This window comes from Lentzea sp. NPDC005914, assembly GCF_040629405.1.
Taxonomy (GTDB): domain Bacteria; phylum Actinomycetota; class Actinomycetes; order Mycobacteriales; family Pseudonocardiaceae; genus Lentzea.
Map to the genome: position 1 here is coordinate 109,196 of NZ_JBEXVQ010000010.1, position 16,683 is coordinate 125,878.

Genomic DNA, 16,683 nt, shown 5'->3' on the forward strand with positions numbered 1-16,683 from the left:
ACGGCCTGTACCGGCTCTTCCTGAACGCGGCCAAGCTCTTCGTCTGATGTTCAAGTCGCTCGCCAACTGGCGCAACTGGCGCCTGCCGGTGAAGCTCGCCGCGGTGTTGATCGTTCCGGTCTTCATCGCGGTGGGCGCCGGCGTACTGCAGATCCAGTCCGACATGGACCGCGCCGAGTCGTACGCGGCACTCCAGCGGCTGGTGAAGGTCCGCTCCGCCCTGATCCCCGTGATCGAGGGGGTGCAGGCGGAACGGCGGATCCTCGCCGAGGGTTCCGGCCCGCAGGCGCTCCAGGACCAGGTGCGCAGAACCGACGACGCCAGAACGGCGTTGCGCGGGCAGGTCGCGAAGACCTCGTTGTCCGGGGTCGTGACGGCCCGCATGGACGACGTCCGCTCCCGGATCGGTGGTCTGCCCGCACTGCGCGAGCAGACCACCGACGTGCCGGGGGCCATCAGGGAGTACACCGCGCTCACCGAGTCGATGCTCGACGTCGACGAGGTGCTCGCGAGCGAGTTCGGTGACGCCTCGCTCTTCCGCACGGCGATGGGCCTGCACCACGTGATGCACGTGCAGGAGCAGGTCCTCTACCAGCAGGCGGTCGTGTTGTCGGGCCTCACCCGCGGCCAGCTCGTCACCGCCGAGGTGCGGTCGCTCGTCGAGTCGAACGTCAAGCTCAGCTACATCGCGGGCGAGTTCGCCGCGCTCGCGACACCGGAGCAGCTGACGATGTGGGGGACGAAGTTCAACAGCCCCGACACCGAGGCGCACCGCAAGATGCTGGCCACCGCGTTGCTGTACCCGACCTCCGACGCGCCCGCCACCGGCACCGGCAACACGGGGACCAACGCCGCCAAGCCCAAGCCGCTGCCGATCGCGGCCTCGGACTGGGGCAGGGCCTCCGGCGCGGTCGCGAAGTCGCTGGACGTCGTGGTGCAGGGTCTGCAGAACGACCTGCGCGACGCGGCGAACCGCCTGCGTGACGAGACCAGCGACCAGGCCGGTACGGCGTCGGCGATCCTGTTCGCCAGCCTGATCCTGGCCGGCACCATCGGGTTCGTCGTCGGCCGCTACCTGCTGCGCTCGCTGAACGCGTTGCGCCGCTCGGCACTCGAGGTGGCGTGGCACAAACTTCCCGAAATGGTGGCAACCGGGCGCGGCAGCACGGAAATCGAGCCGGTGCCGGTCGACACGACCGAGGAGTTCGGCCAGGTGGCGCGCGCGTTCGACGCGGTGCACCAGCAGGCCGTCCGCTCGGTGATCGAACAGGCCGGCATGCGCGCGAACATGCGCAACATCTTCGTGAACCTCTCGCGGCGCAGCCAGAGCCTCGTCGAACGCCAGCTCAAGCTGATGGAGGAGCTGGAGAAGTACGAGGAAGACCCGGACCAGCTCGCGAACCTCTTCAAGCTCGACCACCTCGCGACCCGCATGCGCCGCAACAACGAGAACCTGATGGTGCTCTCCGGCGGCGACGTGGCACGCCGGTTCCACCGCCCGATCCCGCTCACCGACGTGCTGCGCGCGGCGGCGGCCGAGATCGAGCAGTACCAACGGGTGATGGTGCACACGGCGCCCAATGCCGAAGTTGTCGGTTATGTGGCAAGCGACCTCGTCCGCCTGCTGGCCGAACTTCTTGACAACGCAACGGCTTTCTCGCCGCCGCACACCCAGGTCTCGATCAGCGCGTCGATCGAGGCCGGCGACATCGTGCAGATCGACGTGGTCGACCACGGCATCGGCATCGACCCCGAGGCACTGGCGGTGGTGAACCACCGTCTCGAAGCCGCGGGCGAGGGCGCGGACGTCCAGGTCTTCCGCGAAATGGGACTTTTCGTCGTCGGCAGGCTCGCCGAACGCCACCAGATCGTGGTACGTCTCGATGCCCAACAGGGCAAGGGGACTCGCGCGATCGTGTTGGTTCCGGCGGAACTGGCACCACGACGCGAAGAGTCCTGGGAGTCTTTCCGAGGGGAAGCGGTAGAGCACCAGCACCAGCCGGCGCGGCCGATGATGTCCGGCCCGGCGATGGATCCGGAGTCGGCGTCGGCGTCGTGGTTCGAGTCACCCGCTGGCACTACGCCGCCTCCCCCCGCACCAGCACGCCAGACGCCGGAGTCGGCCCGGGGCTTCCTCGACGCCTTCCAGCGCGGTGTGCAGCGAGGCCTTCCCGACCGGCAGGAGAGTCGATGAGCACGCAGGTGGACCAGTTCGGCTGGCTGGTCACCAACTTCGCCGAGCGCACCCCCGGCATCGAACACGCCGTGGTGATCTCGGCCGACGGGCTGGTGTTGATCTCGTCGTCGAGGCTGCCGGCGCACGTCGCGCCCCAGTTCGCGGCGATCGTGGCCGGCGTGGTGTCGCTCGCGGAGTCGGCGTCCCAGTGCTTCGCCGGTGAGTCGGTCGTCCGCACGGTGGTGCAGATGGACCGGGGCGTGATGCTGCTGTCGTCGATCAGCGACGGCTCGGTGCTCGCGGTGCTGGCGTCGAACTCGTCCGACGTCGCCCAGGTCGCCTACGAGATGACCGTCGTCGTGCGGCAGGTGGGCCAGCTGCTCACGCCGGAACTGCGGGCCGAACTGGCATGAGCGGAGAAGACGAGGAGCAGGTCAGCTTCGGCGACCTGGTCAGTGGGTTCAGCTTCGACAGCGAACGGATCCGCAAGCGCGGCAAGAAGAAGGCCAAGCGCGTCGCGGACCCCCTGCCGGAACCGGACCCGTACGCGACGATGCCGTTCGACGTGCCGCCGCTGCCGTCCATCGAGTCGTCGGCGTCGATCGTGCGCGCCTACGCCTGGACGGGCGGACGCACGACGTCCGACGTGCACCTGGAGATCGAGACCCTGGTCTCGGTGAACGAGTTCTCGGCCACCGCGGTGCGCCCGGAGCACCAGGACGTGCTGGCCCTGTGCTCGTCGCCGCGCTCGGTGGCCGAGATCGCGGCGCTGCGTCACCTGCCGCTGGGCGTCACGAAGGTGCTGCTCGGCGACATGGCCTCGCACGGCCTGATCGACGTTCACCGCACGGCGTCGTCGTACGGCGAAGATCGTCCGGACGGCGCGTTGCTGGAACGGGTGCTGGCGGGGCTGCGTCGGCTCTGACCGTGCGTTCCCCAGACCGCTGATACGGTCGAATCACGATCTGGGGAGGTTGGAGTGGAGTTTCAGGACGTTGTCCGACGCCGGCGCATGGTGCGCAAGTTCACCGGCGAACCCGTCAGCGACGAGAGCATCCAGCGGATCATGCGGAACGCCGTGCGCGGTCCGTCCGCCGGGTTCTCGCAGGGCCAGGGCTTTCTCGTGCTGCAGGGCGAGTCGCTGAAGCGGCTCGCCGAGATGTTCGAGTGGTGGGGCGGCGAGGACGCGAAGACCGCGCCCGTCGCCGTCATCCCGTTCTCGGCCAAGGACATCTACCTCGACCGGTACGCGCAGGACGACAAGGGCTGGACGGACCGCGACGAGGCCCACTGGCCGGTGCCGTACTGGGACATCGACACGGGCATGGCCGCGTTGCTGATCCTGCAGACGGCCGTGGACGAGGGGCTCGGCGCGGTGTTCTTCGGCACTGACAAGGACAAGTGGCCGGAGCTGCGGGAGGCGTTCGGCGTGCCGGACATCTACGTGCCGATCGGCATCATCGCGATCGGGCACCCCGCGGAGCAGGGCGTCTCCGAGGGGGCGTCGCCGCGCACGCGCAAGCGCAACAAGTTCGACGAGATGGTCCACTGGGGTCAATGGAAGTGAGATCGTTCGGCCTGCTCGGACCGCTGGACGTGGTGCTCGACGGGCGCCACGTCCACGTTCCGCCCGGCAAGCGGCGCGTCGTGCTGGCCGCGCTGCTGCTGCGGGCCGGCCAGGTGGTCGGGATCGACGAACTGGTCGAGTTGGTCGGCGGGACGCGCAACGCCCTGCAGACCGCGGTCGGGCGGTTGCGCGACGACCTCGGTGTGCCGGATCTGGTGCAGACGCGGCCGGGCGGCTACCTGCTGGACGTGCGGCCCGACGAGGTCGACGTCCACCGGTTCGAGACGTTGGAGCCCGTCCAAGCTTTGGCGTTGTGGCGCGGTCGCCCGTTCGCGGACATCGGCAGTGACGCGCTCGAACGCGACCACGTGCCGGCGTTGACCGAGAAGTACCTCGCTGTGCTGGAAGCGCGGATCGAGGGCGATCTTCGCCTCGGCAAGCACGACCAGCTTGTTGCGGAGCTGCGGTCGCTCACCCGGCAGCATCCCGTGCGGGAACGGTTGTGGGCGCAGCTGATCGTGGCGCTGCACCGTTGCGACCGTCAGACCGAGGCGCTGCAGGCCTACGACGACATCCGGGGCAGGCTCGCCGGCGAGCTGGGCCTCGATCCCGGCAAGGACCTGCAGAAGGCTCACCAGCAGGTGCTCACGGCCGACAACCGGCCCAGGGCGCGCAACGACCTGCCCGGTGACATCCCGGACTTCGCGGGCCGCGCGGACGATCTCGACGAGATCCTCGCCGCCGTCCCTTCCGGCTGCGTCGCCATCACCGCGATCGACGGCATGGCTGGTATTGGCAAAACCACGCTCGCTGTTCGCGCGGCGCACCGGCTGGCCTCCCGGTTTCCCGACGCGCAGCTGTTCGTGGACCTGCACTCCTACACCGACGGCGTGGAACCGCGCACCCCGTCGGACGCGTTGCTGGCGCTGTTGACCGCGCTCGGCGTGCCCGCGCACGACATCCCGGACGGTCTCGACGCCCGCGCCGCCCGGTGGCGCGCGGAAATGGCCCACCGCAAGGCACTCGTGGTGCTCGACAACGCGGGTAGCGCCGCGCAGGTCCGGCCGTTGCTGCCCGGCACCGGCCTGGTCCTGGTCACGAGCAGGCGTCGGCTTCTGGATCTGGACGCGGCGCACACGGTCTCGCTGGACGTTCTGTCCGAAAAGGACTCGCTGAACCTGCTCGCGAGCATCGTCGGGCAGAGGGCGGATGTCGAAGCGGCTCGCGAGATCGTCCGGCTGTGCGGCTACCTGCCGCTGGCCGTGCGGATCGTCGGTGCCCGCTGGCGCACCAGGCCCGCGTGGTCCGCGCAGGACGTCACGCGCAGGCTCACCGAACACCGGCTGACCGAGCTGATCGCTGGTGAACGCAGCGTGGCGGGCGCGTTCGCCCTGTCCTACCAGCAACTCACGCCCGAGCAGCAGCGCCTGTTCCGGCGGCTCGGCCTGCACACGGGCGAGGACTGGGACGCCTACCTCGCTGCGGCGGTGATCGGCTCGACGCGGGCGCAGGCCGAGCGGCTGGTGGACGACCTGCTCGACGTGCATCTCGTGCAGCAGAAGGAGAACGGCCGCTACCGCTTTCACGACCTGCTGGCCGATCACGCCAAGGCCAGCGTCGAGGAGGACGAGACCGAGGAAGCCGTGCTGCGCATCCTCGACTTCTACCTGCACAACGCGTTCACGGCGGAGTTCCGGATATCACCGGGTATGCCGGAGATCCGCTCGGCCGTGCGGTACCTGCCGTTCGACCCGCCGCCGCTGACGAACGCCAGGAATGCGTCGGTGTGGCTGGACACCGAACGGCTCAACCTGAAGGCGGCGGTGTACCTCGCCGCCTATCGCGGGCATTACGAGCACGCCTGGCAACTGCCGCAGGCCCTCTCGCACTTCCTGTTGCTGCGCGGCCAGGGTCGTGACCGGATCGAGCTGCAGAGCGTCGCACTCGCCGCCACGAGGCAGCTCGGCGACTTGAAGGCACGGGCGGAAGCGTTGAAGGGTCTCGGTTCCGCGCACATGACCCGCTACGACGGCAAGCCGAACGAACACCTGCGTGAGGCCCTCGACCTGATGCGGCAGATCGGTGACGTGCGCGGAGAAGCGTCCGTGTACGGACTTCTCGGCATCATCGCGAGGGAACGCAACGAGCTCGACGAGGCGATGGAGCTCTTCAACCGGGGCCTCGAACTGATGCGGAGGGCTGGAGCGCCGACCGGTGAGGCCAGCGCGCTGCACAACGTCGGCGTCATGCACGCGCTGCGGGGCGACAACGTCGAAGCCATCGCGAACATCGAGGCGGCCCTGGTGCTGTTCGAAGCCCACGGTGACCTGGCGCGGGCGGGGATGTCGTTGCGGGACATCGGTTACGTGCACTACCACCTGGGCAACGACGACGAATGCGTCGCCTACCTGGAGCGGTCCCTGGTGGTCCTGCAGGAGTCGGGAGACTGGCGGGGAGAGGCGTTCGCGCGCACCGACTTCGCCCACACCGCGCTCGAGCTCGGAATGCCGGGCAAGGCGCTGGACATGGCGCGTGCGGCGGCTGAGCTGTGCATGACGGGCATGGGTCTCACCGACGAGGACGTGATGCTGCGGACCATCAAGGAGGCCGGAGACCGTCAGGGCGACTCGGAGGTGGCGTTCGCGCTGGCCATCCGCGCCGAGATCGAGGGACGGCTGACCGACGCCGTGCGGTTCGCGCAGTGGTGCCTCGAGGCGAACACGCGGTCGGGGAGCAGGTGGGCGAGCGACCGCCTGCTCGGTCAGCTGTGCCGCCTGCACCTGGCCGTCGGCAACCGCGAGACCGCCATCCGCTACGGCGAGGAGGCGGTCCGCTCGGCCGAGGGCAAGCGTCAGCCCAGAGCGGTGGCCGTGGCCAAGCGAATCCTGGCCACGGCCAGAGGTGCCGCTACAGGTGCAGCGCCAGCAGCACCAGCGTCATAAATCCCGCCGCGACCAGTGCGAACGCGGTGTACTGGGCGATCCTGTCCTTGTTCCTGCGCATCCCCGGTTCCCCCTCGGTGGTGTTGCCACCGAGGGTCCGGGAGAGCGTCCACACATCGTCCCCACCGCGGTCACACGGCGGAAAAGACCAGGTCAGATCAGTTCGGGGTGAGCGCCGACGCCGGGATGACCCGCTGTGACTCGTAGGCGTTGGCCCACAGGAGCTTGAGGTAGGCCTCGCCGGTCAGGTCCGCGTACTCGACCCGGATCGGGTACTTCCGGCCTGCTTCGAGCGTCACCACCGCCTTGTCGACACGGGGTCCGTGCGGCTTGGTGTTGTCGATGACGACCTTGTCGTCCAGCCACACCTTCACCTTCTCGTCGGACACGGCCATCACCGTGTGCGGGCCGGTGTAGCTCGCCTGCACGGATCCGGTCCACCGCGCCGAGAACCCGTCCAGCGGCACGCCGGGTGCCGCGAGAGTGGTTTCACGCCAAGGAAAGTTGAGCGTCGGATCGGTCCTGCGCGCCACGGGCTCGCCGGTGAGGTCAGGGTTGGCGAAGTACTCGCCGGTCAACCCGGACCCGTTGCCCGCCACCGGTTGTGGCGTGCGGATCGTCAGTTCGACCACCGTCGCCGTGGAGTTGGTCGGCTGACCCGTTGGCAGCACGTCGATCCCGTCACCGGAAGCCTGCCAGCGCACCCGTTGCCCGCTGCCCAGCACCCGCGCGGCCAGCACGTCGAACGGTGCCTTCGTACTCAGGTGCAGCGACGAGCTCCAGTCGTACACGGAGAGGTAGAGCTTGTCGCCGCGCCGGGTCACCGCACCCCAGCCGGGATCGGCGACCAGGCCTGTCAGCGAGGTCCCGTAGACCGCTTTCCCGTTGGCGCGCAACCAGTCCCCGACGCCGCGCAACGACTGTTGGGCTCCGGCCGGGATGCGGCCCAGGTCGTCCGGGCCGACGTTGAGCAGCATGTTGCCGCCGCGGCCCGTGATGTCCGTGAGGAACCGGGTGAGCTGAGACGACGGTTTGAACGCGGTGTCGTAGCGGGTCCAGCCCCAGCGGTTGCTGGTGGTGATGCACGATTCCCACGCCACGGCGTCCAGGGGCGCCTGGGGGATGTTCTGGTGGCGTTCCGGGGTTTCGTGGTCGCCGTCGACGAACCGGCTCTTGGCGACTCGGTCGTTGAGGATCAGCTTCGGGTCCAGCGAGCGCAGGTACTGCTGCAGCTCGTCGCCATCCTTCAGAGACCACCAGGACTGGCCCTGTCCGTCGAACCACAGCGTCGCCGGGTGGTACGTGGTCACGAGCTCGCGCAGTTGTTCGCGCATGCGCTGCTTGTAGGCCGACGCGTCACCGGTGACGCCGGGGTCGTGCCAGTCGTTGATCGAGTAGTAGAGCCCGAACCGGAGACCGCGGCGTTCCGAGGCGCGCTTGAGCTCGGCGAGGATGTCGCGCTGGAACCCCGAGTGGTCGTGGAGGTTCCACGTCGTCGTGCGCGTCGGCCACATCGCGAAGCCGTCGTGGTGCTTGGACGTGATGACCACGTACTTCTGGCCCGCGTCCTGAGCCAGCTTGGCGATCGCGTCGGCGTCGAACTCCGTCGGGTTGAACTTGCGGGCCGCCGCCTCGTACTCGGGCCACGGGATGTCGCAGCGCAGCTTGATCCACTCGGCGTCGGTGCACAGCGTGCCGTCCGGGCGCCGGTATTCGCCGCCCCACCACGAGTACGGGCCGAAGTGCACGAACATGCCGAACTTCGCGTCACGCCACCACTGCGTGCGGGACGAGGTCAGCGGGTCGTCGAACGCAGGGGCCGGAGCTGCCGAGGCGGGCGGTACGAGCCCGAGCACCAGCAACAAGGCGAGCAACACGCGCACGAGTCCTCCAGGGAGGGTCGGGGGCGGCTGCGGATCAGACTAGCCAGACATCGGATGTAAACGCCACGATCTGGCCCTAAAGTGCGACTCAGGTTGCGAATGGAGGGATCACTGACCCGACCTCCTCGGTTCTGGGCGAGCCACCAGCTGGACGCCCGCCAGTTCGACGAGCAGCTCGCCGGCGGCGTTGATGATCGCGATGTCGCACTCGGCGTCGAGCACTGAGGCCCGCCGCCGGAGTACGAGACAGCGCACGGTGCCGTTGACGGGGCCGGGCACGTGGACCTGGCACTCGCGGATCGCCTGCGGCCAGGTGGCCGCGCCGATCGCGTGCTCGGCCCACAGCGTCGCGAGCTGCAGCCCGCCGTCGATCGCCGCCGGGTCGAGTTGCCACGGCCCGTCCGGCCACGAGAGCTCACGCAGCCCGGCCACCACACCGAGTGCGCCGGACGGCGAAATTCCGGAGACCCGCCGGATCGAGCGGAACGACGGACCCTGGAACAACACGCGCCCGTCGTAGGGACTGCTCCGAACGGCGGGTCGAAGATCCCTCGGAACGGACCAGGGACGCCGCTGCACCGGAAGCGGGAAACGGGCCGCGCTGGCGCGGTGATGAGGCACGCCCCCGGAGGACACGAGCATCAGCGACAGCGTCTCGTCGACGACCTCGCAGCGCACCTCGCACTGGTCACCACCGGCGTGAAAGCCTGGCAGCGCGATCTTGCGAAGTGCGGTGACCCCGCGCAGCACCAGCAGGTTCGGGCACAGCGGCCAGGCGGTCGCGGCTGCCGCGAACCACTCGAGCACCATGGCCATCGGCACGACGGGAGTCCCCGCGATCGAGTGGTCGCGCAGGAACGGATGCGTCGAAGCGCCGAGCACGATGTGCCTCACGGCCCGAGGGTCGCCGCGCCGGATCCCGTCTCGCTACCGTCTCATTCCCATTGTCACAAGGCCCGAAATTGGCCCTACGGTGACGCCGTGGACTTCGGGATTCTGGGGCCTATCCAGGCTCGCGACGGGGGCGTCAGGCTCGAGCTGGGCGGCGTGCGCGGTCAGAAGGTGCTCGCCGCGTTGCTGCTCGCGCCGAACCGGGTGGTGCCGCTGGCGCATCTGGTCGACGTGGTGTGGGACGGCGAACCGCCCTCGACCGGCAAGCACCAGATCCAGAAGTCGGTCGGCGACCTGCGCGCCGCGGTCGGTGTGCCCGGCATGATCGTCACCGACGGGCCCGGCTACCGGATCGCGCTCGGCTCGGCGACGCTGGACGTGGTCACGTTCGAGCGGCACGTGGCGACCGCGCAGACCGTGGAACCCGCTGAGGCGGTGCGGTTGCTGCGCACGGCTCTCTCGCTGTGGCGCGGGCCGGCGTTGGCGGGCCTCAACAGCCAGGCGCTGCGGGTGGAGGCCGAACGGCTCGACGAGCGCCGGATCGCCGTGGCCCAGCAGTGCTTCGCGTTGCAGCTGGAACTGGGCCAGCACGAGCAGGTGATCACCGAGCTGTCCGCGCTGGTGGCCGCGAACCCGTTCCGCGAGCAGCTGGTGGAACAGCTGATGATCGCGCTGTACCGGTCGAACCGGCAGGCGGACGCGCTCGAGCTGTACGACAGGACGCGCCGGTTGCTGGCCGACGAGCTGGGCGTGGATCCCGGCCGCAGCCTGCGGACCGCGCACCAGGCGATCCTCAACCAGGACAGCGAGTCCGGGCCCGTGTCCGCGAAGGCACCCGCGCAGCTGCCCGCCGATCTCGCCAGGTTCACCGGCCGCAAGTCCTATTTGGACGAACTGGACGCGAGCCTGTCCGCGTCCACCGTGGTGATCACGTCGATCGCCGGGACCGCCGGTGTGGGCAAGACGGCTCTGGCCGTGCACTGGGCGCATCGGGTGCGCGATCGGTTCCCCGACGGGCAGCTGTACCTGAACCTGCGCGGCTACGACGACGCGCCCGCCACCACGCCGTGCGAGGCGCTGACCCAGTTCCTGCGCGGTCTCGGCGTCGAACCGGACCAGATCCCGCGGGAGGTCGACGAGCAGGCGAGCCTGTACCGGTCGATCCTGTCGAACCGGCGTGTGCTGATCCTGCTGGACAACGCGGCGAGCGAGGACCAGGTCCGGCCGCTGCTGCCCGGCACGCCCGGTTGCGCGGTGGTCGTGACCAGCCGCAACGACATGCGCGGGTTGACGGCGCTGGACGACGCCCGCCGGGTCGAGCTGGACCTGCTGACGGCGGACGAGGCGCACAGGTTGATCAACCGGGTGCTCGGTCCGGCGCGCGCCGAGGCCGAACCCGAGGCCGTCGCCGACCTCGCGGCGTTGTGCGGGTACCTGCCGCTCGCGATCCGGATCGCCGCGGCGAACCTCGCCTGCCGCCCGCACGACCGGATCTCGGACGCCGTCGCGGATCTCGCCCAGGGCAACCGGTTGGCACAGCTGGCGATCAGCGGGGACCGGCGGGCGGCGGTGACGGCGGCGTTCGAGCTGTCGCTGACGACGTTGCCGGACGAGGCCATTCGGTTGTTCCGGCGGTTGGGGTTGTTGCCGCGCACGGACTTCACCGCGCACACCGCGTCCGTGCTGATGGGTGCCGACGACGTGCGGCCGCTGGTGTCGTTGCTGGAGAGCGCGAGCCTGATCGAGCCGCACACCCGCGGACGGTTCCGGGTGCACGACCTGCTGCACCTGTACGCACGGGAGCTGGTGGCCTCCGACGAGGGCGCCGAGAAGGCCGGCCTGCGGTTGCTCGACCACTACCTGCACACCACCGACGCGGCGCTGGACGTGCTGGCGCCGGAGATGTACCGGCTCGACCGCGACGGGACGTCCTCGTTGTCCTTCGGCGGCAAGGAAGAAGCTCTGTCCTGGTTGGACGGTGAGTGGGAGTCGGTGGCGACCTGCGCGCTGCGGGCCGAGCCGTTGCACTACCGCTGGGAGCTGGCGGACTCGTTGCGCCGCATGTGGTACCTGCGCCAGCAGTTCGACCGGTGGCACGAGACGTCGTCGGCCGGGCTCCTGGCCGCCGAGCAGTGCGACGACCTGCGCGGCCAGGCGTCGATGCACCTCTCGCTGGGGACGCTGCACTGCGAGCTGGACGGCAGGCAGGGCATCGGGCACCTGGAGACGGCGCTGGGGCTGTACGGGGAGTCCGGTGATCGCGTCGGCCGGTTCCACTGCCTGAACAACCTGTCCGTCATCCACCTGACGCTGGGGCGCACCCAGGAAGCGATCGGGCTGCTGCGCGAGGCGTTGCCGTTGGTGGACGACAACGTCCGGCTTTCCGCCGTCGTGAACCTGAACCTGGGCGTGGCGACGGCACAGACCGGGCGACTGAACGAATCGCTGGCGCACTACGAGCGGTCGCGGGAGTTGCTGCAGGGGGCCGGCGGCAGCGTTTCGGACACGCTGGTGGAGTTCGCGCTGGCCGAGCTGCACGCGTTGCTCGGTGATCCCGGCCGCGCTCGTGAGTACGCCGAACGCGGCGCGCGGCTGGCGGAGGAGTCCGGCTCGCACGCGTGGCGGTACGTGCTGCAGTCGGTCGAGGCGAGGATCGACCGCGACACCGGGCACACCCAGGACGCGCTGGCTCGCGCGCTCGCCCTGGTCGGTGAGGCCGAGGAGGGCGAGGCGGAGCTGTACGTGCTGCTCGGCCTGGTGATCGTGGGAAGCGCTTACCACCGTCTGGGACAGCTGGACCAGTCGATCGAGGCGTTGCGGCGCGGGCTGCGGCTGGCCGGGTCGCTCGGGCGGGTGGACAACGAGACCGAGTACCTGATCGAGCTGGCCCGCGTGCTGGAGGCGGCCGGCGACGAGCAGTCCGCGGTGGAGCTGGCCGAGCGGGCTCTGGCGCAGGCCACGACTTTCGGGTTTCGGATGCAACGCGGCCGGGCGCTCGCGACGCTGGCCCTGGTGAGCCTCAAGGCGGGGGAGTGGACGCGGGCGCACGAGTACGCCGCCGAGGCCGTGGAGGTGCAGCGGGCGACCGGGTGCGCGCTCGGTGAGGCCGAGTCGTTGCTGGTGCTGGCGCACGCCGCGGACCGGCTCGACGACCCGGCCGCCGGCGGGTACCTGCACGGAATGCGAGCGATCGTCGCACGGGTGACCGGTGTCCACGGCGGTGATCCCGCCGGCGTTCTGTGTGAAACTGACCTCGGCTGACGGTTCTCCGGCAGAAGGGGGCGGTGTGCAGATCGGCCTTTTCCCGCGCCCGCACCAGCTGCCGGCTGCCGTCTCGGACTTCGTGGGACGCGAGGAGCTCCTCCAGTCCGTTGTGGACCTGCTCACCCCGTTGCCGCAGGTCGTACTGCTGACAGGGCCTGTCGGGACGGGCAAGACGACGCACGCCGTGCACGCCGCGCACAGGGTGGCGAACGGGCATTTCCCCGACGGCCAGCTGTTCGTGCGGCTGCGTGGTTGCACCCCGTACGAGGTGCTGGGCCGTTTCCTCAGTTCGTTCGGGTTGTCCGTTCCGGGAGATTTCGCCGCCCGGCTCAGCGCGTATCGAGACGCTGTTGCACACCAGTCACTTCTGCTGGTTCTGGACGACGCGACGAGCGTGGAGCAGGTGACCGCGCTGCTGCCGCACTCGCCGGGATGCGCGGTGCTGGTGACGTCGCGGCACCGGTTGCGGCTGCCGCACGTGATCGACGTCGGCCCGGTGGAGCCCGCCCAGGCGATCGCGTTGCTGGGCAAGCAGATCGGTGTCTCACGGGTGTCCGGCGAGGCTTCGTCCGCCGACGCCCTGGTGTCGATCCTGGACGGCTCGCCGCTGGCGTTGCGGATCGCCGGGGCCCGGCTGGCGGCCCGTCCGCACTGGCCGATCTCGCTGCTGGTCGACCAGCTGTCCGGTCCGCACGGGTGCCTGGACGCGTTGACGCACGGCGGGTTGTCCGTCCGGGCACGGCTGGAGGAGACGGCCGGGGATCTGAGCCTGCACGCTCGCCGGCTGCTGGGGCTGCTCGCCGGCGTGGGGGCGCGGCGGTTGCCTTCCTGGGCGCCGGTGGCGGTGTTCGGGGACGGGCGCGGACAGTCCGCTGTGGACGAACTGGTGTCGTCGCATCTCGTCTCGGTGTCCGGCGGGGACTACGTCGTGCCGCCGCTGGTTCGGGAGTTCGCCGCGCAGGCTTCTCCCGAGGCTCTGCAGAGAGTGCTGGGCGGGTGGCTCCACCTGCTGGACCACGCGCGTTCGGCGTTGTACGGCGGTGACTTCTCCATCGTGCGCGGGTCGGCGGTGCGTGAGGTGGTGCGGCCCGATCCGCTGCTGCGGACTGATCCGCTGGCGTGGCTGGAGGCTTCGTCGTCGAGCCTGTGCGAGGCAGTGGAGCTCGCGGCTTCGGCCGGGTTGGACGAGCTGAGCTGGGAGCTGGCGCATCGGCTGGTGACGCTGTTCGAGACGTGCAGCGACTACGACGGCTGGCAGCGGACGCACGATGTCGCGCTTGCGGCATGTTCGGCCAATGTGCGCGGCACGGCCGTGCTGCGGTGCTCGCTCGCGTCGTTGCACATCAGTCAGAGTCGCTACGACATCGCGCGCGAGATGACCGTGCTCGCCAAGGACGTCTTCGAGGATCTCGGTGATCTCGCCGGGCTCGGGCTGGCGTACCGCAACCTCGGGATCGTGTCGCGGTCGTCCGGTCAGTTCGTGGAGACCCGCCGGTGGTACCAGCGAGGTCTGGCGGTGTACGAGCGCCTCGGTGACCCCGTGGGGCAGGCGTCGGTGCTGCAGAACCTGGCGCAGGTCGACCTCTACGACGGCGATCCCGCCGGGGCGCTGGCACGGCTCAGAGCCGCTTTGCACGTGTGCGACCGGGTTTTCCCTCAGCGGGTGCTGGCACAGATCAACTACCGGCTGGGCAAGCTGCTGTCAGCCGTCGGTCAGCACGACCAGGCCTTCGACGCGCTGACCGCGGCCCTGGACCTGGCACGGTCGGCGCGAGATCGCCGCGGCGAGAGCTTCGTGCTGTACCTGTTGGGCTGCACCGAGTTCTCGCGTGGCCGGCTCGGTTCCGCCCGCACCTTCCTGCACGACGCCGCTGCCATCTGCGAGTCCAACTTCGACGTCGTGGGCGCCGCACGAGCCCGCCTGGAACTCGCGAGCCTGTACCGCGCGTGTGGCGAAACTCAACTCGCGGGCGAGCTGGAAGCAACGGCTCGTGCGGTTTACTCGGAATTCGGGTTGAAACCGGCGATGGGTGATTTGATCTTCCAGATGTGATGTCGCTGTGAGGTATTGCTCCAACCGAGTGCTTGGCTGACCCGTAAGATTCCGTTAGGGTCGCATTCGCGAGCAATTGGCAGGGTTGATGACGTTACCGAAAATCGCCCGAAAATTGATCAAAAATTAGCCACTTGTTCGATTGCAACCAAAACGCTGCTCCGTCCGGGTGGTGCCTTGCACGAGGGGACCAGTGGGTCCTCACCCTCCGGGGCGGTGGTCACGGAGACGTGTGCGTGCAGTGGTGCGGGGTCGGCCAAAAGGGGCTTGCGAGTCGTGAGAATCGGACCAGTCTTGTCTAATGGCATCGCCGGGCTCCGTCCGGCGGACAGTGGCCTCGACGCGGGGGTGGAACGCACCATGGGTGGTGTCCCGACGTTTCCCCACGGCAGGCCACTGACGTGGGCGGACCTGGAGGCGATGCCTGATGACGGGCACCGTTTCGAACTCGTCGACGGGGTGCTCGTCATGAGCCCCTCGCCCCGCCCAGTGCACCAGCGGGTCGTCGCCCGGCTCCTGGTGGCGCTGACGGCTGTCTGCCCACCGGAGCTGGAAGTACTCCCCGCTCCGGTCGACGTGGTGCTCGCCGACGACACGGTCTTCATCCCCGACCTGGTGGTGGGCCGGCGCGAGCAGTTCACGAAGCAGGCGCTCATGGGACCGCCCGTGCTGGCGGTCGAGGTCCTGTCGCCCCGCACGCGACACGTGGACCTGGAACTAAAGCGGGCGAAGTTCCAGGAAGTCGGCTGCGAGAACTACTGGATGATCGACTACGACTCGCCGTGGATGCGCTGCCTGCACCTGGAGAACGGCGTGTACGTGGAACAGGCCCGGTCCGATGGTGAGGAGATCGTCGAGCTGCAGTTCCCGTTCGCGGTGAAGCTCAGCGCGCAATCCCTGGTTCGCTGACGATCACATTCCGAATTTCGAACTGAGCCACGCGCGGGTCGCCTCGCGGTAGGCGGCCGCGTTCCGGTGCAACGCGAGAGAATGCCCGGCGCCGGACAGCACGTAGGTTTCCAGCTGCGCCTCCGGCCGGTAGTACGGGGCCTCCTGGGCACGCAGGCTCTGAGCGTTCGAGCAGTCGCGCAACGCCAGCCCACCGCAGAACAGCACGTCGTCGGTGCCGACGGCGTTGAACACCGGCACGTCGATCCCGTACGTCGTGGGCAGCACGATGCCGAACACGGCCACGGTTCCCATGCCCGGCACGGAAAGCTGGTCCTTGGTCGCCTCGTCCGCGGTCACCACGAGCTGCTCGGCGTCGTCCATCGCGTAGAACAACCCGGCCCGCGCACCCGGCCGCGTCGTGAAGTACAGCGGGTCGCTGCCGAGGTGCCCGAGCAGGTTGTCCAGGAACACCGGCTGAAGTCCCAGCGCCGCACCGAGAGCGAGCACCGGAACGGCGGGCATGTGCGTCATGCCGGAAAGCACCACGCCGTCGACGTCGTGGTAGGTCGCGGCCTCCATCGCCACGATGCCCGACCCGACGGAGTGCCCGACGATCACGACCTTCTGGTAGGCCGTCCCGCCGACGTGCCCTGCGCGCAGGTGTTGCACGACCTCGTGCAGGTTCCGCGCCTCGAGGGAAATCAGCAACGGCAGGCTCGGCGGATGCGTCGAGGCACCAGTGCCGAGCCGGTCGACCGCGAACGTCGCGCGGCCTGCGCGGGCCATGTCGCGTTGGTACGAATAGGACTCCGGCACACCCGGCATGTCCCAGTACGCGCGGTTGTACGTGCCGCCGTGCACCAGAAGCTGAACCGCTTGAGGGTTCGCGCCCGCGGGCCTGCACAGCTGACCGGAGATCGTCGCGGTACCGGACGGGCCGGAGACCGGCACCGTCGTGATCGAACACTCGGCACCGGAAGCATGCGCGGCAGGCGTCAGCGACGTCATTGCCAGCA

At 69.4% G+C, this 16,683-nt stretch carries 11 protein-coding genes; 8 read left to right on the plus strand and 3 right to left on the minus strand.

Annotated features, from left to right (window positions below; all coding sequences use genetic code 11):
- Positions 1–46 precede the first annotated feature (46 nt).
- The 5 genes from ABZ345_RS16755 to ABZ345_RS16775 are packed head-to-tail and all read left to right on the plus strand — an operon-like array spanning position 47 to position 6,685.
- Entirely contained in the window at positions 47–2,194 is a 2,148-nt protein-coding gene (locus ABZ345_RS16755) for a sensor histidine kinase (protein WP_359848670.1), read from the plus strand.
- Positions 2,191–2,589, plus strand: coding sequence for a roadblock/LC7 domain-containing protein (locus ABZ345_RS16760; RefSeq protein ID WP_359848673.1), 399 nt, complete (start codon positions 2,191–2,193; stop codon positions 2,587–2,589). The genes ABZ345_RS16755 and ABZ345_RS16760 overlap by 4 nt, the downstream gene beginning before the upstream one ends.
- Positions 2,586–3,101 (plus strand): DUF742 domain-containing protein, encoded by a 516-nt coding sequence (locus ABZ345_RS16765; protein WP_359848676.1) that lies wholly within the window; start codon positions 2,586–2,588, stop codon positions 3,099–3,101. Before ABZ345_RS16760 ends, ABZ345_RS16765 begins: the two co-directional genes overlap by 4 nt.
- A 54-nt stretch (positions 3,102–3,155) precedes the next feature.
- Entirely contained in the window at positions 3,156–3,743 is a 588-nt protein-coding gene (locus tag ABZ345_RS16770; protein ID WP_359848679.1) for a nitroreductase family protein, read from the plus strand.
- Positions 3,734–6,685, plus strand: a complete 2,952-nt coding sequence (locus ABZ345_RS16775; protein WP_359848682.1) for a BTAD domain-containing putative transcriptional regulator — start codon at positions 3,734–3,736, stop codon at positions 6,683–6,685. Before ABZ345_RS16770 ends, ABZ345_RS16775 begins: the two co-directional genes overlap by 10 nt.
- Positions 6,686–6,843: 158 nt before the next feature.
- Here ABZ345_RS16775 and ABZ345_RS16780 read toward each other — a convergent pair whose 3' ends face one another.
- Positions 6,844–8,568: an alpha-L-fucosidase gene (locus tag ABZ345_RS16780; protein ID WP_359848685.1), complete on the minus strand. Its 1,725-nt coding sequence runs from the start codon at positions 8,566–8,568 to the stop codon at positions 6,844–6,846.
- A gap of 108 nt (positions 8,569–8,676) precedes the next feature.
- Positions 8,677–9,462 (minus strand): polyketide synthase dehydratase domain-containing protein, encoded by a 786-nt coding sequence (locus ABZ345_RS16785; RefSeq protein ID WP_359848688.1) that lies wholly within the window; start codon positions 9,460–9,462, stop codon positions 8,677–8,679.
- A gap of 87 nt (positions 9,463–9,549) precedes the next feature.
- On the opposite strand from ABZ345_RS16785, the gene ABZ345_RS16790 reads away from it, so the two are divergent.
- From ABZ345_RS16790 to ABZ345_RS16800, 3 genes are all read left to right on the plus strand, one after another.
- Complete coding sequence (locus tag ABZ345_RS16790) at positions 9,550–12,720, plus strand: BTAD domain-containing putative transcriptional regulator (RefSeq protein ID WP_359848691.1); 3,171 nt, start codon at positions 9,550–9,552, stop codon at positions 12,718–12,720.
- Between the two features lie 25 nt (positions 12,721–12,745).
- Positions 12,746–14,776: a tetratricopeptide repeat protein gene (locus tag ABZ345_RS16795; RefSeq protein ID WP_359848693.1), complete on the plus strand. Its 2,031-nt coding sequence runs from the start codon at positions 12,746–12,748 to the stop codon at positions 14,774–14,776.
- Between the two features lie 360 nt (positions 14,777–15,136).
- Entirely contained in the window at positions 15,137–15,685 is a 549-nt protein-coding gene (locus ABZ345_RS16800; RefSeq protein ID WP_319967963.1) for a Uma2 family endonuclease, read from the plus strand.
- A 3-nt stretch (positions 15,686–15,688) separates the two neighbouring features.
- On the opposite strand, the gene ABZ345_RS16805 is transcribed toward ABZ345_RS16800, so the two are convergent.
- On the minus strand, positions 15,689–16,675 hold the full coding sequence (locus ABZ345_RS16805; RefSeq protein ID WP_359849079.1) for an alpha/beta fold hydrolase: 987 nt from the start codon (positions 16,673–16,675) through the stop codon (positions 15,689–15,691).
- Positions 16,676–16,683: the final 8 nt, after the last annotated feature.

Bases quoted from the DNA above. Each gene is read 5' to 3' on its own strand.
- ABZ345_RS16765 (WP_359848676.1), top strand. From the start codon at position 2,586: ATGAGCGGAGAAGACGAGGAGCAGGTCAGCTTCGGCGACCTGGTCAGT.
- ABZ345_RS16800 (WP_319967963.1), top strand. From the start codon at position 15,137: ATGGGTGGTGTCCCGACGTTTCCCCACGGCAGGCCACTGACGTGGGCG.
- ABZ345_RS16805 (WP_359849079.1), bottom strand. From the start codon at position 16,675: ATGACGTCGCTGACGCCTGCCGCGCATGCTTCCGGTGCCGAGTGTTCG.
- ABZ345_RS16755 (WP_359848670.1), top strand. From the start codon at position 47: ATGTTCAAGTCGCTCGCCAACTGGCGCAACTGGCGCCTGCCGGTGAAG.
- ABZ345_RS16775 (WP_359848682.1), top strand. From the start codon at position 3,734: ATGGAAGTGAGATCGTTCGGCCTGCTCGGACCGCTGGACGTGGTGCTC.
- ABZ345_RS16760 (WP_359848673.1), top strand. From the start codon at position 2,191: ATGAGCACGCAGGTGGACCAGTTCGGCTGGCTGGTCACCAACTTCGCC.